Genomic DNA, 23411 nt, shown 5'->3' with positions numbered 1-23411 from the left:
AGGCCCCCGTCGCGGAGGCCTTGTTTCACCGCCGAATAGGCGGCTTAGAAACGACGATGGCAGAGCTTTCTTATGCTGTCTTTACGCCGGGCCCAGCTTTCTCCGCCGCATAGGCGGCTGTAGATGGGGCTGCTACGATCAGATGATCGTGCCCCATCTTCTTACCAAGGCTCCGCGTCGCGGAGGCCTTGTTTCACCGCCGAATAGGCGGCTGAGGATTTGGGTTTTGTCGGTTCGCCGGCCGCATCCATCCCCTTACTGGGCCCGGTTTTACCGCCGAACAGGCGGCTGAGAAAACACGGATGGCAGAGCGTGCTCATGCTGTCTATGCACTGGTCCCAGCTTTCTCCGCCGAATAGGCGGCTGTAGATGGGGTCGCTACGATCAGATGATCGTGCCCCATCTTCTTACCAAGGCCCCCGTCGCGGAGGCCTTGTCTTACCGCCGAATAGGCGGCTGAAGATTTGGGTCTTGTCGGTTCGCCGGTTGCACCCATCTTCTTACTGGGCCCGGTTTTGCCGCCGAACAGGCGGCTGAGAAAACACGGATGGCAGAGCGTGCTCATGCTGTCTATGCACTGGTCCCAGCTTTCTCCGCCGAATAGGCGGCTGTAGATGGGGTCGCTACGATCAGATGATCGTGCCCCATCTTCTTACCAAGGCCCCCGATTAGATGGGCATTGGCGATGTTTATCGGGACCATGCGATGCTGGTTCGCCGGTAGGCCCATTTATCGGCTGGGGCGAAGTTGTGTTTGCGGCTCTGGGTTTCTGTACACTGCGCGTTTTTTATTCGATGTTTGGATAAGCGGCCCATGTACCGGCTCCAAGGTTAAGCCAGGAAGAGATGACAAATTTCATAATCGACAAGCCGCGTATTGTTTTCATCCACCTGCCCAAAACCGGCGGCACATCGGTGCGCGACGCGCTTGGGAAGCTTGAAGGACGGTACTTTGGTCATGTGCCGGAGCGCTTCCGAGACCGACCCAGCCTGACGGTTGTTCGCGAGCCTAAAGCTCGATTTCTTTCTGCTTTCCGGATGTTCAAGTTCGGCAATCAGTTGGAGGGGGACTATTACGCCGAGCCGCGATGGCCTGATCTGTCCATCTCGCAAGCGCTCGACGTGTTGGAAGACCCGTGGGTTGGCCATGACCGTAGTCATCGGGACATCCCTTGGAACTTCAAACATCATATCATTCCCCAGACCCATCCGTTTAACTGTTTGTTTTATGCAGACACGGTTCTTCGGTTCGAAACCCTCGAAGAGGATTTTGGGGCGTTTTGTGCGAACTTCGGGATCGCAGCAGAACTGCCGCGACTTCGCGCGTCTCGGAGCGGGCAAAAACACGAGGAGCGGTGGCGGCCGGAGGAAGAAGAGCGCTTCATGCGCCTGTTTGCGGATGACTATCGCTTTTTGGGGTATGCGTCCGGTCGCCCTGAAGCCGCAAAAAAAAGATACAACTTCGAACCTTTGAGGCCTAAGGGCAGGACGGTCTACGATCTTTGGCCCGCTTATTTCTCGGACGAAAAGATCTTTCTGAACGATGCCGCGCAAGCGCTGCCTGATGAGAGCTCTGTGCTTGAGCCTTTCGCCGATGAGATTATCCCGGGCTCTCCAACGGGGGCTTGGGCGGGGCGGTCAAAAGATCTGGTAGCTCATTTTCAGAAGCTTCAGCCGGAGTTCTCTGGGGCCTCTCGTCTCGCGCACCTGCTGGCCTGTACGATCGTCGTGCTGCGCAGGGATCCGAGCTGCGAGAGTGCCCTTAGGCTCTTTTGGCGGATCTTGGATGAACAGTTTGAGGTGATCCGGTCAGAGCTTTCCCTACGCTGGTTGGTGTCGATCGCTGATACGGTCGCCGATTTGGGCCGAAGTTCCGGAGAACGTGCTGTTGGAATGAGTGCCAGTATCTACGCAAATACGGCGAAGCTGCATGAGAGCGAGCTTAAACTGTTCTACCCAAAGCGTCCGTGGCCCCCGCGCAGACGCTTTTCATCGGGAGGGGCATTGTTTGATGGCATGCTTACCTACTGGGTGGAGAAGGGGGATATGATCGACAATATGTTTGCGCGTTCGGCGAAGGTGGCAGCATCGGAGCCGACGGCCGGAAAGGTCCTGATGGAGGTGATTGAACGCCTAAAGCTTGGCCCAAGCGTCTATCGGCGGTTCAAGCGTATATCGGGGGCGAAGGCCGCGCCTCTGGTAGACGATAAAATCAAAGAGCGGCTACAGCGGATTATGAAGAATAATGTTTGAGCCGGTGGTGAGCCTGGCAGGCAGGACGTGATATGAACAAAGGTCGCAAACCCGATATCCTGTGTATCGGCGCGCAGAAGGCAGGCACATCTTGGTTACATGTCACTTTGGCAACCCGACGGGACATTTGGGTGCCGCCGTTCAAGGAACTGCATTTTTTTGACCATAAGTTCATTGCTGAATGCCGGCGGTGGGCGCCGTGGCATGTCAAACAGGGACTTCAGGGGGCGCGCGCGCGCCATCTTGCAAGCGCCTCACCCCCAGATGAGGCCTATCTGGCATATCTTGATCGTCTTCAGACCGCGCCCATTTTGAACGGCACGTGGTATAAGTACATTTTTTCCCGAGCGCCGGAGGATCAAAAATGCCTCGATGTCACGCCGGAGTACTCATGTATTCCGGATGAGGGCGTGGACTTTTTCAAGCGCTTTCTGTCGCAGAGTAAACTGATCTACCTCATCCGTAACCCCTTGGACCGGTTGAAGTCTCAACTGCGCATGAATGCGCACCGCGGAAAAAAACTGCCTGCATCGCCAAAAGAGTGGGAGGCGCTCTTAGACATGCCTGCGCTTCGTACGCGCGGAGATTATCTGAACAATGTGCCGCGGTGGAGCGCACGTTTTACAGACGATCAATTGCTGTACTTACCCTACGGACAAATCGGCAAAGAACCGTTGAGCCTTCTGCGCAAGATTGAGCATCATTGTGGCTTGGCTTCCTCTGAGTACCCTCAAGCTGCTGAAAGGGTCCATCAAACGGCACCGCTGCAGTTGCCTGACTATGTCATTGAGCGTTTGGAGGAGCTGGCCGCGCCCCAGGCGGCGTTTCTTCGAAGCCATTTTGGCGAAAGCTTCTATCAAGACACCTAAAAAAGAGCATGGAACGTGGGCTGACGTGGCGCGGGGCGAACTTGGCCTCACCCGTTACGCAAGGTGACCTTCGACATGGCGTCAATCCTGATCAGGTCGAGCTCATATTGGGCATCCATGCGTGTCTGTAGCTCTTCGTCGATTTGAACAATTTTGCTGAGAAGCTTTGCGCTTTTAAGGTGATGACAGGCCTCTTGCGACACGGCTTTGCGAGTTTGAGGATCAATAAGCTCAACATCTATATCAAGCAGGGCTGCTAAAAACGGTAGCCTGACCTGATGGGGCTGCTCAAAATTCCAGACTGTTAGGGTGGCTCTGGGGCAGGCAGTCGTGATGCGAGACACCAAGTCGGCCCAAGAATGAACTGGCACGGCGCGGTCAGAAGGACCGGGGGAGATGTCATCATCCGCCAGCAGATATGTCCAGCATTCTGCTTGAGGGGCGATTGCTAAATGCAGATGCAGCTGGCGGTCGGAAAAAGCATTGTCGAGGTTTTGAGCTCTGCGCTTGGCTTTAGGGAACATTGTCTTTTTGGTTAGCATATCGCTTACCGGGCCGAGAAGGGCGTGTTCGCTGATGACGATATGCTTAAAGGCATCGAGAGCTTTTTTGTTTCTTAGAACAGGCTCAACAGCCCCCTGTAGAAGGCCCAGCTTGTCTGAGGCGGTCATGGTCGCTCTAAAGTGCTCAACGTACTCGTGGCGCGTGATGGCTTTGGTCGACGTACTTAGTAAGACCTTCCCCAAGTGGTTTGATATGCATTCTATAAAGCCAGTCGCGATACGGTTTGCCCCAAAGTGGACAGTCGCCGTTCTTTGCTCAGGCATCATCCAGCTCCGGAAACCCGTGCTGAGAAATTGTCTCATGGCCTTGGGCGATGCCTTTAGCGGCCTGCGCCAGCTCACCAGCCTGGTGCAAAAGAATTTTGTACTTTAGCTCGAGCGCCGCGAGGCTTGGCTCTAACCGCGTGAGCTCTGCATCTGTGAGACGGTTTGCGGCTTCATCAGAAGATAGAATTTCTTCGAGAAGCTCTGCGACTTCTGCCAACCGGGCTTGGATCAGCGCGCGACCTTTTGTGTCAAAGCCGCTGACTTTGAGAGAAAGGGCCTCTTCCTCGGCGTCAATCGTTAGCTTGAAGCTCATGGCCTATTCCCCGTAAATCCACTGTATCATTGAATATTTCTTAGCATGAGTTGGCCGGCCTCTACCATGGAATTTGTTATCTGCCCCGGGATGGTTTGGGCATTCGGTTGAATGGAAGGCCCCGCATGGGTTCAGGATTGCAATATGGCCGGCGATGCTACCAAGCTACCCAGGATCACGGTGAAGGTGGCGGCTTTTGAACTCTGCGAAGTTATGGTCGATCAAACGCCGTTCCATCAGAAAGGACGACACTGTCCATTGGGATATCCCATGGCATTGGAAAAATTGTTGGCATGAGGCAATGGGAAAATCCGACGCCGATAACCTTTGGTAGAGGATTAAGTTGCGCCAGGGTTCGGTCGTAATATCCCCCGCCATTGCCAAGTCGAAAACAGGTTTCGTCCACGCCCAACAGGGGCGAGATCACGAGGTCCGGCACCGCTTCCGCGCCGCTTGCGGGTACCGGAATGTTCCAGACACCGCGGCGCATTGCGCAGCCTGGCTGCCAGATGCGAAAGCTCAAGGGGGCGTGTTGTTCCGTGACGATCGGCAATAGGATAGCGGCACCGGCGGTGTGCGCCTTTGCCATCCAAGCGCGCAGGTCCGGCTCTGCGCGAATGGGCCAGTAGACGGCGATCCGCATGCCTTGCTGCGGAGAGACCCGTGTCTCTAGCATAGCGGTTAACTTTGCGGACGCCGCGGCATGTTCCGCTACGGATAGTTTCTGCCGTGCCTTCATCAAACGGGCGCGTTCTGCTGTCCGAAACCTTGCCACATCCCGCAGTGTTTCAGGGTCGACAGGGTGCCCGTCGACCAAAAGATGAGCCAGGCAGGGCTCGGCGCCGCCGATGTCGTCATCTTCCATTATTCAGCCCTTCTGTAACACAGCCTGCGCCGCGCAAAGACCCCAATCAAGTGGCATTGCGCAGCGCAGACTGTGGAGGGGCATGCGGCCCCGAAGACGAAGGCACCCCGCGAGGTCGTGAGGCTGCCCATGGGTGAATATGCGCTTATGAGGGGCCAATCACTTCGATCACTCTGCATTTTTGACCGTCCATCGCTGAGATCGCGTTCCTGACAGAAATCACGTATCCCCTGAGGTTCCGAGCTTCTGCCTTTTCGCAGTTTCGACGTGCTTTAAGCTTTGCGACATCAGCGGATTTGGCATTGGTGTCGTAGCCTAAGGCGCGGCTGCCGATCGCAAAGGCGGCATATCTGCCTGACCTTTGGCGCTTCACTTCTGGGAGGAACTCGCTTTTGTAGTACTCTTCCTTGTACTTGTTAAACCCAAAGGCATTCCTTGTGCCGGGGGCCACAGTCGCCGGCAAGACGGCAGCTACCAGCGTGCAGGGCCGGCCTCTTGCGTTACCTTCACAGATTTTGACGGCGGCTTGCTCTGCGATATTTTGTGAAAAGAAGCCAGCAGAATACCCCCAGGCTCCATTCTCTGTGTTCACCGCAAACCCGCCGAAATACTCGATGTCTCTGCTGAATTTCTTCAGCTTGCTCTGCTGCGTCTCCGTCAGAGCGAGATCTTGATACCTTACGATTTGCTTGCCGGCCCCTAGGAAATTGATTTGGGGGCTTTGTGCGTGGGAGACTGTAGCCAGCATGGTGGTCCCGCAGAAGGCGAGCGTCAAAAATCTAAACGGCTTCATAAATCTTAATGTCTTTCTTTAGTGGTAAATGACGTCTTGAGTGGCATCTCGTCGATGGGGGTTCAACTATTAAGGGAGGCGCTCAGACGTGACTCTGCGGTGCGCAAAGGGGGTGGTGACGTTTGTCTAAGTCCCTGCCGTTTATCACTACCCGCTGACATTCGTTTAAGGCTGTTTCGCTTAGGGCGACTAAGAAATGCCCTGAGTGGCTTGCAAGATTTGTACGTGGGTAATCTGCAGGTTGGACCGCCTCTTTAGGCGTCTTGTCAAAGGCAAAGCCCATCCTTTGAGCTTCTGGGGTAACAATCGACCCAAAACGGGCAAGGGGGTGGAACTTAGTTTCAAAATTCCATTTTTTTCTCGACATATCGCACCCTTCAAGATAGCAAGTCGACAAAGCGGATACATCCGCATGGCATTCGGGCCTCATGTCGCACTTCTCAGTGCGCGTGGGGCTTTTTTTGTTTTTGGGGTAAAAGTGAAACGAACCGTTGATCTTGGCGTGCTCTATTCAAGTTCGGGCACCTATGCGGCTATATCGCAGGCGGTTCTGCGCGGGACGCTCGCTGGGGTTGAGGAGATCAACGCCGATCCCTCCAATCCCATCCGTTTCCAGCCTATTGTTCGAGACCCCAAGGGGCAGTTGGAGCGCTATGCACCGCTTTGTGCTGAGATTCTGGAAAGTTCGAAAGCGCGTCACGTTTTTGGCTGTGTGACCTCATCTTCGCGCAAAGAGGTAATCCCCACGCTCGACCGGACCAATGCGATGCTTTGGTACAATCTCCCCTTCGAGGGATTCGAAACGTCAAACAGGGTGATCTACAATCATGCCTGCGCGAACCAGCATCTGTTGCCTTTGCTGAGCTGGTGTTTCGGCAACTTCGGCACCATGCCTTATCTGATCGGCTCGAACTATATTTGGGGCTGGGAGACCTGTCGTGTGGCGCGCATGAGGGTTGAAGACGCTGGCGGGAAGGTTCTGGGCGAACGCTATCTGCCCTTGGGCGAGGAAGACATCGCCACGCTGATCGCTGAGATCGAAAGCCTACGGCCCCGGTTCATCCTTAACTCATTGGTTGGCGCCAGCTCCTATGCCTTTTTGCGGGCCTATGCCGACCTAGGTCGGCGGGATCCGCATTTTCGTCCAGAGCAATGCCCGGTGGTGTCGTGCAACCTGACGGAAGCAGAGCTACCACTCTTGGGGGATGCGGCTGAAGGGCTGGTGTCAGTGGGGCCGCACTTTTGTGCCTCTCAAAGCGAGGGCGGGCGGGATTCCTCATTTGAGAATATCTCGCGGCAATCTGTACATACCTTGGCGGCGATGCTCGTGTCTCAAGGCGAACAACCCTTTGAAAGTTTCATCGCCGAACAGGGCGATCTTTTTGGAATAGATCCCGCAACCCATCACAGCACGCTTGAGGTTGATGTGGCACAGGTGCGCGATGGGGTTTTCAAAGTGTTGCACCATTGGTCGGACGTGGCGCCTGATCCCTATCTGACCCGGCCCGCGCGCCACCCGCGTATTGACCGCCCCCGCCTGAGCGTCGTGTCCTGATGGCGGGCCTTCTTGGTATCCCCAATCTCGATCAGGCCTGCGCCTTAGTCGTGCATCCCGTGCCCGATCATGCTGCGGCTCTAATGCGCCAACTCAAGGCGATCGGTCTGAGGGTTATCCATGCCTGGCCAGACCTTCCAGCTTGGGCCATTACGGCGGATTTTGTCTTTTACGATACAGACATGGGCTATGACGCACAGTTCCCTTGGGAACCGGGCAAAGCCCCGATGCCAATGATCGCCCTCGTTGGGTCCGAAGCGCCCGGGCGGATTGAATGGGCCGCGCGCATGGGCGCAGATGCATTGCTGCTCAAACCGGTGGGATCAAGTGGTGCCTTCTCAGCGCTGCTGATGGCGCATCATTCGTTTGAACTGCGCCAAAGCCTGAACGCTCAGATCAAGCAACTGCGCCATCGCGTATCCGCGCGCCAAACCGTGGTGCAGGCGGTGGCATTGCTGTCAGCGCATGGCAAATCCCAAGACGCCGCTTATGACCAGCTGCGACAAATGGCGATGGCTTGGCGCATCAATGTTGAGGATGCTGCGTTGCGCATCGTCGAAAATGCTAAAGACGAAGGAAATTTGCGTGACTGCAATTGAACCTGCCACCCTGCGCAGTGCTGCACCCTCGGTATGGACCCGTCTGCGCCGCCGTAAACTGGCGCTCGTTGGCCTTGCGTTGATTGCGCTGACGTTTTTTGGGGCGATCTTTGCGCCATGGCTCACACCCTATGAGCCCAATGACCAGATGTTCGACGGGCTGACGCTACAGGGTGCACCGATGCCGCCGGGAGCACAGTTTCCACTGGGGACGGACCTGTTGGGACGCGATCTGTTGACCCGCATTCTATACGGGGCGCGCACATCTCTGATTATCGGGCTGGTGGCGAATGGGGTGGCACTGGTGATCGGGACCCTGATCGGCATCACAGCAGGTTATTTCCGCGGCTTCATTGGGAGTGCGCTGATGCGGCTTACGGACCTGATGATGGCCTTTCCGGCGCTGTTGCTGGCGATCTGCCTTGCGGCGATCTTCCAACCATCGTTGTGGATCGTGGCGTTGGTGATTGCCACGGTGAACTGGGTGCAGACCGCACGGGTGATCTATACAGAGACGTCATCCTTGTCGCAGCGTGAGTTCATTGCAGCGGAAAAGACTTTGGGCGCAGGGCATCTGCGCATTTTGTTTCGCCATATTCTGCCGCATCTGGTGCCGATGATCATCGTCTGGGGCACGCTCGGCATCTCCACCACTGTGCTGTTGGAGGCGACGCTTAGCTATCTCGGGGTCGGCGTGCAGCCGCCCACACCGAGCTGGGGCAACATCATTTTTGAGAACCAGACCTATTTCCAGGCCGCGCCTTGGCTCGTGTTCTTTCCAGGTTTGGCAATCGTGATTTTGGCGCTGGCCTTCAACCTTGTGGGTGATGCGCTCCGCGATGTGCTCGACCCGACACAAAGAGGGCAGGACCAATGATTAATTTCCTCGGCCGCCGTTTGCTGCAATCCGCCATGATCCTGCTGGGAGTATCTTTCATCACCTTCGCGTTGCTCTACCTGCTGCCTTCCGACCCGGTGCGCCAGATCGCCGGGCGGTCAGCGACCGCGCAGACTGTCGCGAACATCCGTGAGCAATTAGGCCTCGATCAGCCCTTCATCGTGCAATACTGGCGCTACCTGATGGACCTTCTGCAGTTCGATCTTGGCCGGTCTTACCTGCAGAAAACCGAAGTGAGCGCGCTGATTGCAGCGCGTTTGCCTGCAACGCTTTTGTTGATGGTCGGCGCGATTTCAGCGGAATTGGTGCTGGGCTTAGGCATGGGCATTATCGCGGCTTTGCGCCGCGGTACCACCACCGACAACACGTTGATGATTGCGTCCTTTATTGGCGTGAGCGCGCCGCAGTTCGTCGTAGGGCTTTTGCTGCTTTATGTTTTTGCGGTCCAGCTGGGTTGGTTCCCTATCGGCGGCTACGGCACTTTCGGGCATCTGGTGTTGCCCGCGCTGACCTTGGGTATCCTCGGCTCGGGTTGGTATAGTCGCATGATGCGGTCTTCGATGATCGACGTATTGCGCCAAGACTTCATCCGAACGGCCCATGCAAAAGGTCTGTCGCGGGCGCGGGTGCTGCTGCGCCATGCGCTGCCCAATGCGATCTTGCCCGTCATTGCGATGATCGGCATCGATATCGGCATCTTTATGGGCGGCATCGTGATCGTTGAATCTGTCTTTGGTTGGCCCGGCATCGGTCAGCTTGCATGGCAAGCGATCCAGCGTGTCGACATTCCAATCATCATGGGCGTCACGCTGGTTTCGGCCTGCGCCATCGTGCTTGGCAATCTCGTGGCCGACATTGCCACGCTATTTGCCGACCCGCGGATCAAGGTCCGCTAAATCTCAAATCAAAAAACGATCCAACAAGGAGAGACGAAAATGAAGAAGTTCCTGACCTCTACGGCGCTGGTCGCAGCGCTTGCTTTGCCCGCCATAGCCTTTGCTGACGGCCATTCCGATATGGACCCGAACGCCAAGTCGGGCGGCAATATCACCATTACCTACAAGGATGATGTGGCCACGCTCGACCCGGCCATTGGCTATGACTGGCAGAACTGGTCGATGATCAAATCGCTTTACGACGGGTTGATGGATTATGCCCCCGGCACCACCGACCTGCGCCCCGGTCTGGCGGAAAGCTACGAGATTTCCGAAGACGGTAAGGTTTTTACCTTCAAGCTGCGCGAGGACGTGAAATTCCACAATGGCCGCGAGATGACCGCTGAGGATGTCAAATACTCGCTCGACCGCGTCACCAACCCCAAGACCCAAAGCCCTGGTGCGGGTTTCTTTGCCTCTATCGCAGGCTTTGATGCGATTTCCAACGGTGAGACGGAGACCCTTGAGGGCGTCAAAGTCATCGATCCGCTGACTGTAGAGATTACCCTGTCGCGCCCCGATGCGACCTTCCTGCATGTCATGGGCCTGAACTTTGCCGCGGTGGTGGCGAAAGAAGCGGTCGAAGAAGCGGGCGCTGATTTCGGCAAGACCGCGATGGGCACCGGCGCGTTTAAGCTGGGGGAGTGGACCATTGGCCAACGCCTCGTATTTGAAAAAAACGAAGACTACTGGCGCGAGGGGCTGCCCTATCTCGACAGCGTGACCTTTGAAGTGGGTCAAGAGCCGATCGTGGCGCTTCTGCGTCTTCAGAACGGCGAAGTGGACGTGCCCGGCGATGGCATCCCGCCAGCCAAATTCCAAGAGGTCATGAATGATCCAGAGCAGGCGGCTCGCGTGGTTGAAGGAGGCCAGCTGCATACCGGCTATATTACCCTCAACACAAAAATGCCGCCCTTTGACAACGCGGATGTGCGCCGCGCGGTGAACATGGCGATCAACAAAGAGCGGATCACGCAAGTGATTAACGGTCGCGCCGTGCCGGCGACCCAACCGCTGCCCCCTTCGATGCCCGGCTATACCGAAGGTTATGAAGGCTACGCCTATGACCCGGAAAAAGCCAAAGACATGTTGGCCGAGGCGGGCTTCGCCGATGGGTTCGAGACAGAGCTCTACGTGATGAACACGGACCCCAATCCGCGTATCGCACAGGCGATCCAGCAGGACCTGAGCAAGATCGGCATCGACGCCTCGATCCAATCTCTGGCGCAGGCAAGTGTCATTGCTGCGGGCGGTGAAGAAGACCAAGCGCCAATGATCTGGTCGGGCGGAATGGCATGGATTGCCGACTTCCCCGATGCATCGAACTTCTATGGCCCAATTCTGGGCTGTGCTGGTGCAGTTCAGGGCGGTTGGAACTGGTCGTGGTACTGCAACGAAGAGGTCGATGCGATGGCCACCGAGGCCGATAGCATGACCGACCCCGATGCCGCGGAGGCGCGGCTGCAAAAATGGTCCGACGTCTACATGAAGATCATGGAAGACGCGCCTTGGGTGCCGGTGTTCAACGAACAGCGCTACACCATGAAATCCGAGCGGATGGGCGGCGCTGATGCGCTCTACGTCGATCCCGTCTCGATCCCCGTCAACTATGACTATGTGTATGTAAACGATGTGCAATAAATGTCCTGACTATACGATCCACGGACGCCATCATCATTTTGGCTGGGACAACGCGCTTGTCCTAGCCGAGACGGTGGCCCCTGGGTCCACGCTCGAATTCCACTGCCATGACAGTTCTGCCGGTCAGCTGACCAAAGACAGCACGGTCAAAGACGTTGAGACGTTGGATTTTGGCAAGATCAACCCGGTTTCGGGTCCGATCTATGTCGAAGGCGCGGAGCCGGGCGATGCGCTCAAGATTACCATCGAGGGGTTCACCCCTTCGGGGTTTGGCTGGACCGCCAATATCCCGGGTTTTGGTCTCTTGGCTGATCAATTTACTGACCCCGCGCTGACGATCTGGGACTATGACCCTGACACGTTGGCGCCGGCGCTTTTTGGCAAACATGGCCGCGTACCGCTCAAACCCTTCGCGGGAACCATTGGCTGTGCGCTGGCCGAAGACGGCTTGCACTCCATCGTGCCGCCGCGGCGTGTGGGCGGTAATCTCGACATTCGCGATCTGGCAGCAGGCACTACGCTCTATCTACCGGTCGAGGTGGCGGGCGGATTGTTCTCCATCGGGGATACCCATGCGGCACAGGGCGACGGCGAGGTCTGCGGCACCGCCATCGAGAGCCCAATGAACGCCACGGTGACGCTTGATCTGGTCAAAGATGCGCAGCTGAAGATGCCGCGGTTCACAACACCGGGGCCGGTGACCAACCACCTTGATGCCAAAGGCTATGAAGTCACCACCGGGATCGGGCCGGATCTGATGACGGGCGCACGGGATGCGGTAAGCCAAATGGTCGACCTGCTCTGCGCCACGCAAGGTTTGGCGCCGGAGGATGCCTATATGCTGGTTTCCACCTGTGGCGATCTGCGCATCTCGGAAATCGTGGACATGCCAAACTGGATTGTGTCCTTCTATTTCCCGCGCTGTGTCTTCGAATGATGGTGGCGATGCAAACTCCCCCCGCGGCGGAACCCGCGGGGGCCAAGCCGGTCCTCACGGTGGACGGCCTGTCGATCTCGGTCCGGACCGAGCAGGGCATGCTGCCACTTGTGCAGGATCTGTCATTCACCTTGCATAAGGGCCGGACCTTGGCGATTGCGGGTGAAAGCGGATCGGGTAAATCACTGACCTCCCTTGCGATCATGGGTCTGCTGCCGCCTCCTGCTGTACGGGTCACAGGCGGTGCGATCAATTTCGATGGGCAAGACCTGACCAAGCTCGCTGAAAGCAAGCTGAAACAGCTGCGCGGCAATCGCATAGCGATGATCTTCCAAGAGCCAATGACCGCTCTCAATCCGGTCATGCGTATTGGTGCGCAACTGATTGAGGCAATCCGTGCGCATGAAGACGTATCAAAGGCTGAGGCTCGCAAACGCGCGCTTGAAGCCGTGCGCGCCGTGCGTCTGACCGAGCCAGAGCGCCGTTTGCAGCAATATCCTCATGAGCTTTCGGGCGGTATGCGGCAGCGGGTCGTGATCGCCATGGCCATTGCGCTGCGCCCTGATATTTTGATTGCAGATGAACCGACGACCGCGCTCGATGTGACGGTTCAGCGCGAGGTTCTTGATCTTTTGCGTGATCTGGCGCGAGATATGAACACAGCGCTGATCTTGATTACCCACGACATGGGCGTTGTGGCCGAGATGGCCGATGAGGTGTTGGTGATGCAGCGTGGTCGGATGGTTGAACACGCGTCCGTGCGCAAGCTCTTCTCAAACCCCGATCAGCCCTATACGCGTCAATTGCTGGCAGCCGTTCCGCGTATGGGGCAGGGGCATGGGGCACATCCGGATACGGGTACGGAGCCCTTGGTTAGCTTGCGCGAAGCGCGGGTGGCCTATGATCTGCACGGTGGGCTATTGGGCCGCGTGGTCCAGCGGGTGCATGCGGTTGAAGCTGTGTCCTTTGATATCTATCCGGGCGAAACCTTTGCTCTTGTGGGCGAAAGCGGATGTGGAAAGTCGACCATCGCGCGGGCCTTGGCCGGTCTGGTGCCGCATAGTGGCGAGATCAGGTTTCAAGGTAAGCCACTGGGCAATGATGCCGCAACGCGCAAACAGATCAGCCGTGAGCTGCAAATGGTGTTCCAAGACCCGATGGCCGCTCTGAATGGCCGTATGACCGCGGGTGATTTGGTGCGCGAGCCGCTGGTGATCCATGGCGTGGGCACAGCAGCAAGCCGCCGCGAGAAGGCCGCCGCGCTGTTTGCACGTGTGGGCTTGGGCGAGGATGCGCTTGATCGCTATCCACATGAGTTCTCGGGAGGACAGCGTCAGCGTATCTGTATCGCGCGCGCGCTCGCACTGGATCCGAAACTGATTATCGCAGACGAAAGCGTCTCGGCGCTTGATGTTTCGGTTCAAGCTACAGTGCTGGACCTGCTGGCCGAGTTGAAACGCGAGATGGGCATGTCCTATCTCTTCATCAGCCATGACATGGCCGTGGTCGAGAATATCGCAGATCGAGTGGCGGTGATGTACTTGGGCCAGATCGTAGAGATGGGGACAGGTGCGCAGGTCTTCGGGGATCCGCGCCACTCCTATACGCAGCGTTTGATCGAAGCTGTGCCTCATGCTGATCCTGACCGCGTGCTGCCTGCGCGGGTGCTCGCCGCAAGCGATCCGCCAAGTCCGGTTCGTGCCGTTGGGGATCCGCCTAATATTGTTACGTTGGATGATGTGGGCGGGGGCCACTTGGTGGCGCGTTCGTAGTGGAGGCAGAACTGCGATTTCTTGCTCCACCGATCGCTAATGCCGCTTGGCGCTCGCGCTCCACCATGCGAGACACATCGTGAGGTATTTCCATCCTTGCTCGCATGAGCTCATGGAGCTGCTTATGGGGCTTCTTTCGCCATGAGCTCCAAAATGCTCTCTATTCGTTTGAAGCCGTCACGCTTTAATGCCCGACAATTTGACTGCCTATGAGCTGTTTAACGGTTGTCGAGATAGACCGAGCCAAACGCAGGCCTTTGTTGCCGATGTTGACTTCTAGGCGCTGCCGACAACGGCCTCACCGATTGAGGGGGAGGGTTCTGTAAAGCGTCTTTCACCCTCAAGGTCTGGTACTACCGTGACCCAAGCTGGGGGTAGGCCTTGATCTTTGCGGGTTTGTTCGATGTCCGTGCAGGCTTTAGGTTCGCTGTGGCACAGCACAATCTTATGTCCGGTCAGCTGCTGGATGCGAAAGGTGAGAGCCAAGTCTCTTTGGAGGTGAGCAGCCTTCGCGCTCTCCAGCGTTTCAACGTCACCATAAACGAGGACGGGACGTTCTATCGCGGGGTCTACGTTACGCAGTCTCTCTGCCAAGAGGCGGGTTTCTGCTTGCCAGGGATGGTATGTGGCATACTGGAAAAACGTCTGAAGCAAGTAGGACAGAGCGATCAAAAGGGTGCAGTTGCGCATGAGCCGCCCGGAGAGATTGGTGTGCTGGCTCATCAGGGCCGTGGCGCGCACCACGATTACGGCATAGTAGATCCAAGCGAAGCTAAATGCGCGCGAGGGTATCGCAACGCCGAGCTTAAGTGATTGTAGCACCATCAGTGCTATGCCGGCCCAAAGGCCCGCATGCAGATAAAGAGCTTCTTTAGGAGCGTGCTTGATCAAAACGCCCGTCGCTACGATCAATAAGGCAATGTGGAAGTAGCCGGCGGGCAGGAAGTTATACGAGTTGGTAACAAGCAAGATCCTGAATGTTTCCAGCACGTAAGGCAGGTTTTCAATCATTCCTGTAAGGCCTGAAGCCGGCGTCGCCTCTCGCCAGTCTGCCAGTGGTACGCCGAAGATACCGTGTACGTACCAATTTATCGTATATGTGAGTAAGACGGCTGCTGCAAAGCTGGCTATGAACAGAACCATGAGCCCAGCAAGATCCGCAAAGGAGCGATTTTTTGTACGCATGAGGCAGACGGCAAGCAGGATGAGAGAGTAGGTCGGGTAAGCCCAAAAGCTGACGATAACGAAGAGGGGCAGCAGGATGCGAAGGCTGCGTTGCGACAAGTAGCAGCCCAACACTGCATATAGCGCCACGACGGCGAGGCCGGGGAGTAGGGTGTTAAACCATAGTGAAATAAGGGTGGCGGGAACGGAGCCCAAGATGAACAATGCCAAAGCTGCGATGAACCACGTGTGCCCTTCGCGTCCCATTGCTGCCACCGCGAGTGCGGCGGCCAGTAGCGCTGAGAGAATCTGATAGGCTGCAAAGTTCAGCCAAGCGGGGGTTGCGATGCCCCGCAAATGCCAAAGGTAGTTAAGCCAGCGCCCTTCGGTGAGGGTTTTACCCCAGAACATTTGAGCATCGCCAAATAGTGCAGGGTAGTCATCGTGACGAATAAACGGGTCTATGAGGTTAGGCGCTGAGACGACGAAGATTGCCAGCAAGCTTACCCCGAAGGCTTTAAGCAGTCGCTGTGTTTCATCTGGCTTCGACTGCGCGCTTGAGGTTGCGATATATGCAGCGTCCGGAGAGGCAAATGTCATGTCGCACCTGTTTTTCCATGCGCACGTGCGGCAATGATCTTCGCACGAAGTTGGGCAATCTGTGTCACAGCATTTTGCGGCATCCGCGATACGACAAAGCGGCGGAGCTTCCAGGCGATATTGCCCCCATTTTGAACGGAAGCGCCGTTTGGAATTTGATGCTGGGCAATAGCGGCAGGCAAGCCATGAAGACCTGCATCATTGACATAGAGTATGGTGTTATACCGATACCAAGGCTCAATATTGCGATTGCTTGAGAGGTGCGGTCGGACGCAATCGTAGGCGGTATAGCCGCGCGCCTCGAACAGCTTCTGCCAGTAGGATAGAGGTTGCTCGTTGACGTGGAACTCGCCGCCTTGTCCTGTCACCGCAGCCGAGAACAATATTCGATCAGAACTACGGGTGAGGCTATCTACGAAAGTCTCTGCGGCAGAGGGGGGTAAATGCTCTCCGACCTCAAGGCTCTGTGCGAGGTCAAAACGACGGTCGATGTGAACCGGAGCGGTGAGGTTGGCGGGCATAAAATTTTCTTGCGGTACGGCAAGTTGATGGCGATCCACATAATCCCCGTCCACTGCTAGGATGTCCTGGGCCCCTGCCTTGCGCCATTCGTCGAGCCAAACGCCCCGCCCCGCGCCGAAATCGATCACAGATGTCGGTTGCAGCTGAGGCGCCAAGAGGGCCAAGATCTCGCGTGCAGAGCGGCGCGCGCCCTGGTCGATATAGTTAAAGAATGTGTCAGAATAGATATGGGACATATAGCTACGCTTTAAATGTATTGGGTTTGGCAAACACCCATAGGCTCATGAAAAGAAAGTTCTGAATGGGTAGGATCACTGTTACAATGAGGGCTGCAGCCCAAGAGGGCAGTGCAAAGTAGGCGGCTGCAGGCCCTGTGATGAGGGAAGAGGTGACAGCCCCTCCTATGACCATCAGGCCAAAGCGTATCATTTGACGGGGGTCATTTAACTGCTGATCAAAGGTCAGTCGCGCTTGCCCGACATACTGGAGTATCACAGCGGACCCGAACGCGAGAGCGTTGGCAAACTCTTGGTGCAGTCCGGCATGCAAGAGGATGAGGTAGAGGCTGACGTAAACCCCAGCAGTGGTGCCGCCCACAAGCGCAAATGAACAAAGCTGGTTCAGCCGAGACATGTGTCACACGACTTTGCGCAAAGGGTGCAATGTGGCGCTACGTGTGTCTTCGGAGACAAAGTAGAGGGGCCGGTTTTTGGCTTCTATGTACAGGCGGCCGATATACTCGCCCAAAATGCCCAGTGTCAGCAGTTGCACCCCTGAGAACAAGCTGATGGCCAGTACGACCGAAGCCCAGCCGGGGGCTGTTTGATAGACGATGAGCGAGTAGATGACATAGATCATCATGAGGGCCGAAAAGCCGAGACTGGCGAAGGACATGCGAGTGGCAAACTTCAGCGGTTTGGTCGAAAACGCGGTCATCGCATCGGTGGCAAATCGTATCATCTTGCGCAAAGGGTATTTGGTTTCACCCAACTCTCGAGGCGCGCGGGTATACTCGATGCCGATTTGGCGAAAGCCTGCCCAAGCAAACATGCCCCGCACGAAGCGCGCGCGCTCTGGCATCAACAAAACGGCATCGAGGGTTTTGCGGTTAACCAAACGAAAGTCGCCGGTGTCACGAGGGATGTCGACATCGGACATTGCATTTAGGGTGCGGTAGAATGCCCAGGCGGTTGCGCGTTTGAACAGCGTCTCACCTTGGCGTTCGCGACGTCGCCCGTAGACCACATCATAGCCTTGGTCCATCATGCTCATCATATCGCTCAGCAGCTCTGGCGGGTCTTGTAGATCAGCATCGAGCATAAAAATACGCTCCCCTTGAGCTGCTTCGAGCCCTGCGGTGAGTGCGATCTGGTGGCCACGGTTTGCTGAGAGTTTGAGGCCGCGTAGGCAGGAGCAGGTTGCTTGGGCGCGTTCGATTTCGGCCCAGGTCCCATCTGTAGAGCCATCATCGACCAGTAGGATTTCTGCGCGTGGGCCGTATGGAGCGATCACCTGGGCAAGACGGTCTACCAGAACCGGAATTGACGCTTCTTCGTTCATGCAGGGCACGACAACGGAGATCAGCATAGGGCCACCACCTTAGTTTATCTACTTTCGTTCACCTTTGAGATGGAGCTATCGTTAGAATATGGCCTCATTAAGGTCGGAGTTGGGCTTAAGGCGGTGGCGGGATGCCCGCAATGGCACGCCCAAGCTTGTCTTGCAGCGTGCCTCTATTTTTTTGGGTGGGGGGAGCTAATCGGTCTGTGGTGGAAGCTAGCGCATCAGCAATTTGGCAACGCTGTTAAACGTACCAGATACCATCATCAATTGCCGCTGTGGTCTTGGATATATTCTCGGTGCTCTCAGAGAAGTACTGCATTGTTTCGGCGCGGCTGATCCCTTTTTCCTGTTCCGCGGTCCAAAAATCATACCCTGCTTGGTCTGGGTCGCGGTCCAGCACGTTATTGTAGAGTAGTGTTAAGAATGCCTGATCGGAGAGGGATGCCGGGTCTCCATAGGCACCTGAAAACTCTTCAGATTGCATGAAGTATTCAGCCATTTGAACGAGGTTGACGTTACCTTGGTCGTAGTTGTCGATCCAAAACCCGAGGCCTTCTGGATCGGGTTTTCGATCAAATGCGGCTTGGTACAACCGGTAAGCTTTCCCGGCATTGCCGAACTCGTCGAAAGCAATAAACCCATCATCAAACTGTAGCCGTTCGATGCTCAACAAGCTATCCAGGCTGTCATCTGTGAGGTTGCGAACGGTGAATGTGTTTGCATTGGCGCCATCGGTGGGAGTGTGCGTAATTTTGTGCCCTGGCGCCTTTAGTTACGCCATGGGAAAGCGTTCTTCGAACATAATGGCGAGTTGGCTTTTAACGCGGTGCCATTCACGCACAGATCGCTTCCACTCGACGGAAGTAGCATTGAGGGCCAAGTAGATCAACTTCGCCGCCGCCTCATCGCTCGGGAAGTGGCCGCGGGTTCGCACCGCACGCCGGATTTTCGAATTCAGGGCTTCTATGGCATTCGTCGTGTAAATCAGTCGGCGCACTTCGGGCGGGTAGTCGAGAAACGGGATCACCTCGTTCCAGGCTCGGCGCCAGCTCGGTGCAATGGCCGGATAGCGCTTGGCCAGATCACTCTCTTCGAACTCGGCCAGCGCAGCCTCTGCTGCTTCGACGTCCAAGGCGGTGTAGACCGCCTTCAGGGCTGTCGCCACGGCCTTTCGGTCCTTGTAGCTGGCAAAGCTCATAGAGTGGCGCAGCAAATGAACGATGCACGTTTGAACCTGGGCTTCCGGGAAAGCCGCCTCAATGGCCTGGGGGAAGCCTTTGAGGCCGTCGACGACGGCAATCAGAATGTCCTGAACGCCCCTGTGGCGTAGATCATTCAGAACCTTTGCCCAAAATTTGGCACCCTCGTTGGCCTGGAACCACAGCCCCAGAACGTCCCGGGTGCCGTCCGGACGGATCGCCAAGGCCACGAAGACCGCCTTGTTCGAGACCGCTCCATCACTGCGGATGTTGACGCGGATCGCGTCCATGAACACCACGGGATAGCAGGGTTCCAGTGGCCGGCTCTGCCAGGCGCTGACCTCGTCCATCACGGCCTCAGTGATCGCCGATATCAAGCTGGGTGATGCCTCAAAGCCGTAAATCTCCTCGATGTGCCCTTGGATCTCACGGGTCGTCATACCGCGTGCATACATACTGACGATCTTGCGGTCGAACTCGGGAAAACGGCGCTGATACTTGGCGATCAACAGCGGATCAAAGGTGCCGTTGCGGTCGCGCGGAATGTCCAAGATGACTTTCCCACTGTCGGTGGTCACAGTCTTCTGACTGCTGCCATTACGGCGATTGGGCGGATGGTTCTGACCCTCCGCGACACCTTCGGCGCGTTCTTCCCCAAGATGTTCCTCCATCTCAGCCGTTAAAGCGCGTTCTGCCAATGCTTTGGTCAACTCAGCAAGAATGCCCTCCTTGCCGAATAGGTCGCCAGATGACCGGCCTTCCATCAGTTGGTCTAATAGTTCTTTGTCGATGCTCATACGTGGGTCTCCTTATAGAGCAGTTACCACGCCAGAGCACAAAATTCAGGACAGTCCCCCATCGGTTATCTGAAAGGAGTCCGAGAGCCCTTCAAACCTAACGGTATCGATCCCTTCTAGACCGCTATAAGTGTCGATCTCAGAAGTCGCGATCATCAAATCATCCGCTGGGGTCCCGATTTTGACCGATATGTTGTCTTCTGGTCCTGTGCTCGGCTTTGGGCCATATATTTCCTGAATGCCTGCAATGTCTCCGCTGCTAAGAACAGGTCCAGTATAGCCTCTGGGGAGCATAATCGAATTAGGGGCGTCAGAGTGGTCAAGGCCTATCGCGTGCCCCACCTCATGTATGGCGGTTTCAAAGAACTGTTCTATTGTTTGCCGCCCGATTTCGGCCCTGTCAAAACCGATTTCGGCTTCTATAAAGCTCGTGTTGCTATATCGATAATATGCAAGGCCAAGGGTCCCGCCCGGACCGTCAATGTCTTCATATCCGAGGCGGATATTGACGTCTCGATCGTCAGACACTTCGATAAAATCAATGTCTGCAACGTCTTCCCACATCTGAAATGCTTGGCGTATGACATCTCTTTGCTCTGCACCTGTAATGCTTTCGCTAAAGTTGTATCCGTCCGGTGTCCCTGCTCTGACCGCGCGATAAAGTGTCTGGTAGATGTCCACTATCGATGGTGTACATTTTGAGGTGAGCGATGGCGGGTAAGAAGGGTCAGAAGAAGCGGGTCTGGTCGGATGATGAAAAGCGGTCGATCTGCGCGCAGGCGCGGGTGACCGGGGTTTCTGTTGCGCAGGTTGCGCGTCGCTACGCAATGAACACCAACCTGATCCATACGTGGCTTCGCGATCCACGGTTTACATCGGAAGGTCAAACCGCGGAGTTGCCCGAGCCTGAGGAGGCAGTGTTTCTCCCAATTGAGGTCTCGGGCGTGACGTCAGCGCCAGCGCCACACATTCCGCGCTCTTCCCCAACAGGTCCCGCCACCGCGCAGCGCGTGGATATCACGTTGTCAAATGGTCGGCGCATTCTGGTGGAGGGACCAACCGCGCTGTCGGCGATTGTGGCGATGGTCGAGGGACTGACGCAATGATCCCGGTGCCGAGCAACACGCGGGTATGGCTGGCTGCCGGCGTGACGGACATGCGGCGTGGCTTCAACACGCTGGCGGCACAGGCCGAACAGGTTTTGGCCGCAGATCCGTATTCCGGCCACATGTTCGTCTTCCGGGGTCGCCGGGGTGACCTTTTGAAGATCATCTGGTGGGATAGCCAGGGAGCCTGCCTGTTTACCAAACGCTTGGAACGGGGTCGTTTTGTCTGGCCCGCAGCCAAAGAGGGCAAGGTCAGCCTGAGCTCCTCACAGCTGTCGATGCTGCTCGAAGGGATCGACTGGCGGACGCCGCAGAAGACTTGGCGACCGCTGGTTGCTGGATAGGGTAAAACCCAACAAAACATAGGGTTTGGCGCTGTTTTGCATTCCCTCCCATAGGGCGGTCTGGTATGGATTACACCATGCTGGACGCCTTCAAATCCTTGCCCAAAGATCCTGACGAGCTGCGCTCTGTCAGCGCGCAAATGCTCCAGCATATCCAGTCTCAGGCCTACCAGATCGAGAAGCTGAAGGCTGAGCTTCATGGTCACCGCAAGGCGCGCTTCGGTTCGAAGTCAGAGGGTATGGATCAACTGGCTCTCGATTTGCTGGAAGACGAAGAGATCGCGCAGGCCGCAGAGGATCACCACACCGAGCAGCCGCCCATTGATGAAGAGACCCCAACCAACAAGCGCCAGCACAGCCGCAAGCCACTACCCAACCACCTGGATCGGGAAGATGAGGTTCTGTCGCCGGGCGAGGCATGCCACGACTGCGGCGGTGCCTTGCGCCAAGTGGGCGAGGACGTGACCGAAGAGCTGGATTATATCCCCGGCCGCTTCATGGTGCGCCGATTTATCCGTCCGCGTATGGCCTGCACCTGCTGTGAAGCCTTCGCCCAGGCCCCGTTGCCGTCCCGCCTGATCGAACGTGGGCGACCCGGACCCGGCCTTGTGTCGCACATGCTGGTCGGCAAATTTTGCGATCATCTGCCGCTTGAGCGGCAGTCCAAGATATACGCTCGCGAAGGGGTCGATCTACATCGCTCCACACTAAGCGACTGGGTCGGGCGTACCACAGCTCTGCTGGAACCCTTGGCGGAACACATTGGCAAGTTGGTCCGGGCTGGGCCAGCCCTGTTTGCGGACGATACCCCCGTTAAACTGCAGGTGCGCGCAAACACGACAAAGACCAAAACCGCCCGGCTCTGGAGTTATGTTCGGGATGAACGACCGTGGTGCGGAGTAGCGCCGCCCTGCGCTTGGTATCAGTTCAGCGTCGATCGGAAGGGCGAGCACCCCGTCAATCACCTTACCGGGTATACCGGCACGGTACATGCTGATGGCTTCGCCGGCTTCAATGGTCTGTTTGGCAAGGACAAAGCTGACGAACAGGCTTGCATGGTCCATGTGCGCCGCAAGTTCGTCGACGAGGCCGAGCGCACTGGCTCTCCCATTGCCCAACAGGCAATCAAGCAGATTGCACAGCTTTACGCTGTCGAGAAGGAGGCCCGAAGGAAAACGCCGGAAGAGCGCGTCGCCCTGCGGCAGGCCAAGGCCAAGCCTGTCTTCGACAACCTGGAGCTTTGGCTGCAGGCTCAGCTGCGCAAGATCTCTGGCAAAACCAAGCTGGCCGAAGCCATTCGGTATGCCCTGAACCGCATGCCCAAAGCCCGCAGCTACCTCACCGACGGGCACCTCGAGCTGGACAACAACACTTGCGAGAGGACAATGCGACCCGTTGCATTGGGAAGAAAAAACTATTTGTTCATGGGGTCTATTGGGGGCGGAAGCGCCGCCGCAATCGCCTATACGCTCATGGAAACCTGTAAGCTGAACAGCGTCGATCCCGAGGCATGGCTCACATGGGTCCTCCAACGTTTACCAGATCACAAGATCAACCGCATCGACGAACTCATGCCCTGGAATTGGCAGCCCGAAAAAGCCTGAAACCGCGGCGACACCGGACGCTTACCTAAAGTTGATGATATCACCTTGAGAAGTGGCGAAGCTCCAGTACACCACTCCCCCAGCTTCGCCAAGTTCCGCGGGGCCCCACTTCGGGCCTAGGAGTTTGTATTCCATGGAAAATATCCTCTAAAGCCTATGCGCGCGATGCAGGGGCCTATTTCTATTAGAGCTTCAGTCGATCGGGTGGTCGAGTGCCATTCTGTAGGCGGAGGCGGCTAGAATGGGGAACGAG

At 56.6% G+C, this 23411-nt stretch carries 23 protein-coding genes; 12 read left to right on the top strand and 11 right to left on the bottom strand.

Annotation, left to right across the window (positions count from 1 at the left end; genetic code table 11):
- Positions 1 to 845: 845 nt before the first annotated feature.
- Positions 846 to 2252: a sulfotransferase family 2 domain-containing protein gene (locus T8A63_RS20510; RefSeq protein ID WP_322346426.1), complete on the top strand. Its 1407-nt coding sequence runs from the start codon at positions 846 to 848 to the stop codon at positions 2250 to 2252.
- Positions 2253 to 2284: 32 nt separating this feature from the next.
- Positions 2285 to 3121 (top strand): sulfotransferase, encoded by an 837-nt coding sequence (locus T8A63_RS20505; RefSeq protein ID WP_322346424.1) that lies wholly within the window; start codon positions 2285 to 2287, stop codon positions 3119 to 3121.
- A gap of 47 nt (positions 3122 to 3168) precedes the next feature.
- Here T8A63_RS20505 and T8A63_RS20500 read toward each other — a convergent pair whose 3' ends face one another.
- The 4 genes from T8A63_RS20500 to T8A63_RS20485 form a co-directional block, all read right to left on the bottom strand.
- Positions 3169 to 3792, bottom strand: coding sequence for a hypothetical protein (locus T8A63_RS20500; protein ID WP_322346422.1), 624 nt, complete (start codon positions 3790 to 3792; stop codon positions 3169 to 3171).
- A gap of 148 nt (positions 3793 to 3940) precedes the next feature.
- On the bottom strand, positions 3941 to 4264 hold the full coding sequence (locus T8A63_RS20495; protein WP_322346420.1) for a hypothetical protein: 324 nt from the start codon (positions 4262 to 4264) through the stop codon (positions 3941 to 3943).
- A 211-nt stretch (positions 4265 to 4475) separates the two neighbouring features.
- A complete protein-coding gene (locus tag T8A63_RS20490) occupies positions 4476 to 5129 on the bottom strand; it encodes a 5-formyltetrahydrofolate cyclo-ligase (protein WP_322346418.1) in 654 nt (217 codons plus the stop codon).
- Between the two features lie 145 nt (positions 5130 to 5274).
- A complete protein-coding gene (locus tag T8A63_RS20485) occupies positions 5275 to 5877 on the bottom strand; it encodes a hypothetical protein (RefSeq protein ID WP_322346417.1) in 603 nt (200 codons plus the stop codon).
- A gap of 523 nt (positions 5878 to 6400) precedes the next feature.
- Between T8A63_RS20485 and T8A63_RS20480 the strand changes: the two genes are divergently transcribed.
- The 7 genes from T8A63_RS20480 to T8A63_RS20450 are packed head-to-tail and all read left to right on the top strand — an operon-like array spanning position 6401 to position 14259.
- On the top strand, positions 6401 to 7477 hold the full coding sequence (locus T8A63_RS20480; RefSeq protein WP_322346416.1) for a transporter substrate-binding protein: 1077 nt from the start codon (positions 6401 to 6403) through the stop codon (positions 7475 to 7477).
- On the top strand, positions 7477 to 8076 hold the full coding sequence (locus tag T8A63_RS20475) for an ANTAR domain-containing response regulator (protein ID WP_322346413.1): 600 nt from the start codon (positions 7477 to 7479) through the stop codon (positions 8074 to 8076). The genes T8A63_RS20480 and T8A63_RS20475 overlap by 1 nt, the downstream gene beginning before the upstream one ends.
- Positions 8072 to 8953: an ABC transporter permease gene (locus T8A63_RS20470; RefSeq protein WP_411976638.1), complete on the top strand. Its 882-nt coding sequence runs from the start codon at positions 8072 to 8074 to the stop codon at positions 8951 to 8953. Before T8A63_RS20475 ends, T8A63_RS20470 begins: the two co-directional genes overlap by 5 nt.
- Positions 8950 to 9870, top strand: a complete 921-nt coding sequence (locus T8A63_RS20465) for an ABC transporter permease (protein WP_276154618.1) — start codon at positions 8950 to 8952, stop codon at positions 9868 to 9870. Before T8A63_RS20470 ends, T8A63_RS20465 begins: the two co-directional genes overlap by 4 nt.
- 39 nt (positions 9871 to 9909) lie before the next feature.
- Positions 9910 to 11550 (top strand): ABC transporter substrate-binding protein, encoded by a 1641-nt coding sequence (locus tag T8A63_RS20460; RefSeq protein WP_322346410.1) that lies wholly within the window; start codon positions 9910 to 9912, stop codon positions 11548 to 11550.
- Positions 11540 to 12487: an acetamidase/formamidase family protein gene (locus tag T8A63_RS20455; protein ID WP_322346408.1), complete on the top strand. Its 948-nt coding sequence runs from the start codon at positions 11540 to 11542 to the stop codon at positions 12485 to 12487. The genes T8A63_RS20460 and T8A63_RS20455 overlap by 11 nt, the downstream gene beginning before the upstream one ends.
- The gene (locus T8A63_RS20450; RefSeq protein ID WP_416153265.1) at positions 12487 to 14259 is read left to right on the top strand and encodes an ABC transporter ATP-binding protein; all 1773 of its coding nucleotides are present in this window, start codon (positions 12487 to 12489) and stop codon (positions 14257 to 14259) included. Before T8A63_RS20455 ends, T8A63_RS20450 begins: the two co-directional genes overlap by 1 nt.
- A gap of 276 nt (positions 14260 to 14535) precedes the next feature.
- Here T8A63_RS20450 and T8A63_RS20445 read toward each other — a convergent pair whose 3' ends face one another.
- The 7 genes from T8A63_RS20445 to T8A63_RS20415 all read right to left on the bottom strand — a co-directional run bounded on the left by T8A63_RS20445 (position 14536) and on the right by T8A63_RS20415 (position 20668).
- Entirely contained in the window at positions 14536 to 16023 is a 1488-nt protein-coding gene (locus T8A63_RS20445) for a hypothetical protein (RefSeq protein WP_322346404.1), read from the bottom strand.
- Positions 16020 to 16781 (bottom strand): methyltransferase domain-containing protein, encoded by a 762-nt coding sequence (locus T8A63_RS20440; protein WP_322346403.1) that lies wholly within the window; start codon positions 16779 to 16781, stop codon positions 16020 to 16022. Before T8A63_RS20440 ends, T8A63_RS20445 begins: the two co-directional genes overlap by 4 nt.
- A gap of 4 nt (positions 16782 to 16785) precedes the next feature.
- The gene (locus tag T8A63_RS20435; RefSeq protein WP_322346401.1) at positions 16786 to 17178 is read right to left on the bottom strand and encodes a GtrA family protein; all 393 of its coding nucleotides are present in this window, start codon (positions 17176 to 17178) and stop codon (positions 16786 to 16788) included.
- A 3-nt stretch (positions 17179 to 17181) separates the two neighbouring features.
- Positions 17182 to 18132 (bottom strand): glycosyltransferase family 2 protein, encoded by a 951-nt coding sequence (locus T8A63_RS20430; protein WP_322346399.1) that lies wholly within the window; start codon positions 18130 to 18132, stop codon positions 17182 to 17184.
- A 217-nt stretch (positions 18133 to 18349) separates the two neighbouring features.
- On the bottom strand, positions 18350 to 18778 hold the full coding sequence (locus T8A63_RS20425; protein ID WP_322346397.1) for a DUF4214 domain-containing protein: 429 nt from the start codon (positions 18776 to 18778) through the stop codon (positions 18350 to 18352).
- Positions 18779 to 18880: 102 nt separating this feature from the next.
- Positions 18881 to 20104 (bottom strand): IS256 family transposase, encoded by a 1224-nt coding sequence (locus T8A63_RS20420; protein ID WP_297759412.1) that lies wholly within the window; start codon positions 20102 to 20104, stop codon positions 18881 to 18883.
- Between the two features lie 45 nt (positions 20105 to 20149).
- Positions 20150 to 20668 (bottom strand): matrixin family metalloprotease, encoded by a 519-nt coding sequence (locus tag T8A63_RS20415; protein WP_322346603.1) that lies wholly within the window; start codon positions 20666 to 20668, stop codon positions 20150 to 20152.
- A gap of 146 nt (positions 20669 to 20814) precedes the next feature.
- Here T8A63_RS20415 and tnpA point away from each other — a divergent pair, with 146 nt between their 5' ends.
- From tnpA to tnpC, 3 genes are all read left to right on the top strand, one after another.
- Complete coding sequence (tnpA, locus tag T8A63_RS20410; protein WP_243262504.1) at positions 20815 to 21210, top strand: IS66-like element accessory protein TnpA; 396 nt, start codon at positions 20815 to 20817, stop codon at positions 21208 to 21210.
- A complete protein-coding gene (tnpB, locus tag T8A63_RS20405; RefSeq protein WP_243262505.1) occupies positions 21207 to 21554 on the top strand; it encodes an IS66 family insertion sequence element accessory protein TnpB in 348 nt (115 codons plus the stop codon). Before tnpA ends, tnpB begins: the two co-directional genes overlap by 4 nt.
- 77 nt (positions 21555 to 21631) lie before the next feature.
- A complete protein-coding gene (gene tnpC, locus T8A63_RS20400) occupies positions 21632 to 23158 on the top strand; it encodes an IS66 family transposase (RefSeq protein ID WP_243263134.1) in 1527 nt (508 codons plus the stop codon).
- Positions 23159 to 23411 lie beyond the last annotated feature (253 nt).

This window comes from Sulfitobacter sp. OXR-159 (genome assembly GCF_034377145.1).
Classification (GTDB): Bacteria; Pseudomonadota; Alphaproteobacteria; order Rhodobacterales; family Rhodobacteraceae; genus Sulfitobacter.
Note: the sequence above shows the minus strand (reverse complement) of the source record. Positions and strands in the feature narration are given on the sequence as shown.

Excerpts from the sequence above, each read along its gene's own strand:
- T8A63_RS20510 (WP_322346426.1), top strand. The coding sequence starts at position 846 with ATGACAAATTTCATAATCGACAAGCCGCGTATTGTTTTCATCCACCTG.
- T8A63_RS20505 (WP_322346424.1), top strand. The coding sequence starts at position 2,285 with ATGAACAAAGGTCGCAAACCCGATATCCTGTGTATCGGCGCGCAGAAG.
- T8A63_RS20500 (WP_322346422.1), bottom strand. The coding sequence starts at position 3,792 with ATGACCGCCTCAGACAAGCTGGGCCTTCTACAGGGGGCTGTTGAGCCT.
- T8A63_RS20495 (WP_322346420.1), bottom strand. The coding sequence starts at position 4,264 with ATGAGCTTCAAGCTAACGATTGACGCCGAGGAAGAGGCCCTTTCTCTC.
- T8A63_RS20490 (WP_322346418.1), bottom strand. The coding sequence starts at position 5,129 with ATGGAAGATGACGACATCGGCGGCGCCGAGCCCTGCCTGGCTCATCTT.
- T8A63_RS20485 (WP_322346417.1), bottom strand. The coding sequence starts at position 5,877 with ATGCTGGCTACAGTCTCCCACGCACAAAGCCCCCAAATCAATTTCCTA.
- T8A63_RS20475 (WP_322346413.1), top strand. The coding sequence starts at position 7,477 with ATGGCGGGCCTTCTTGGTATCCCCAATCTCGATCAGGCCTGCGCCTTA.
- T8A63_RS20465 (WP_276154618.1), top strand. The coding sequence starts at position 8,950 with ATGATTAATTTCCTCGGCCGCCGTTTGCTGCAATCCGCCATGATCCTG.
- T8A63_RS20460 (WP_322346410.1), top strand. The coding sequence starts at position 9,910 with ATGAAGAAGTTCCTGACCTCTACGGCGCTGGTCGCAGCGCTTGCTTTG.
- T8A63_RS20455 (WP_322346408.1), top strand. The coding sequence starts at position 11,540 with ATGTGCAATAAATGTCCTGACTATACGATCCACGGACGCCATCATCAT.
- T8A63_RS20450 (WP_416153265.1), top strand. The coding sequence starts at position 12,487 with ATGGTGGCGATGCAAACTCCCCCCGCGGCGGAACCCGCGGGGGCCAAG.
- T8A63_RS20445 (WP_322346404.1), bottom strand. The coding sequence starts at position 16,023 with ATGACATTTGCCTCTCCGGACGCTGCATATATCGCAACCTCAAGCGCG.
- T8A63_RS20440 (WP_322346403.1), bottom strand. The coding sequence starts at position 16,781 with ATGTCCCATATCTATTCTGACACATTCTTTAACTATATCGACCAGGGC.
- T8A63_RS20435 (WP_322346401.1), bottom strand. The coding sequence starts at position 17,178 with ATGTCTCGGCTGAACCAGCTTTGTTCATTTGCGCTTGTGGGCGGCACC.
- T8A63_RS20430 (WP_322346399.1), bottom strand. The coding sequence starts at position 18,132 with ATGCTGATCTCCGTTGTCGTGCCCTGCATGAACGAAGAAGCGTCAATT.
- T8A63_RS20420 (WP_297759412.1), bottom strand. The coding sequence starts at position 20,104 with ATGAGCATCGACAAAGAACTATTAGACCAACTGATGGAAGGCCGGTCA.
- T8A63_RS20415 (WP_322346603.1), bottom strand. The coding sequence starts at position 20,668 with ATGTGGGAAGACGTTGCAGACATTGATTTTATCGAAGTGTCTGACGAT.
- tnpA (WP_243262504.1), top strand. The coding sequence starts at position 20,815 with ATGGCGGGTAAGAAGGGTCAGAAGAAGCGGGTCTGGTCGGATGATGAA.
- tnpB (WP_243262505.1), top strand. The coding sequence starts at position 21,207 with ATGATCCCGGTGCCGAGCAACACGCGGGTATGGCTGGCTGCCGGCGTG.
- tnpC (WP_243263134.1), top strand. The coding sequence starts at position 21,632 with ATGCTGGACGCCTTCAAATCCTTGCCCAAAGATCCTGACGAGCTGCGC.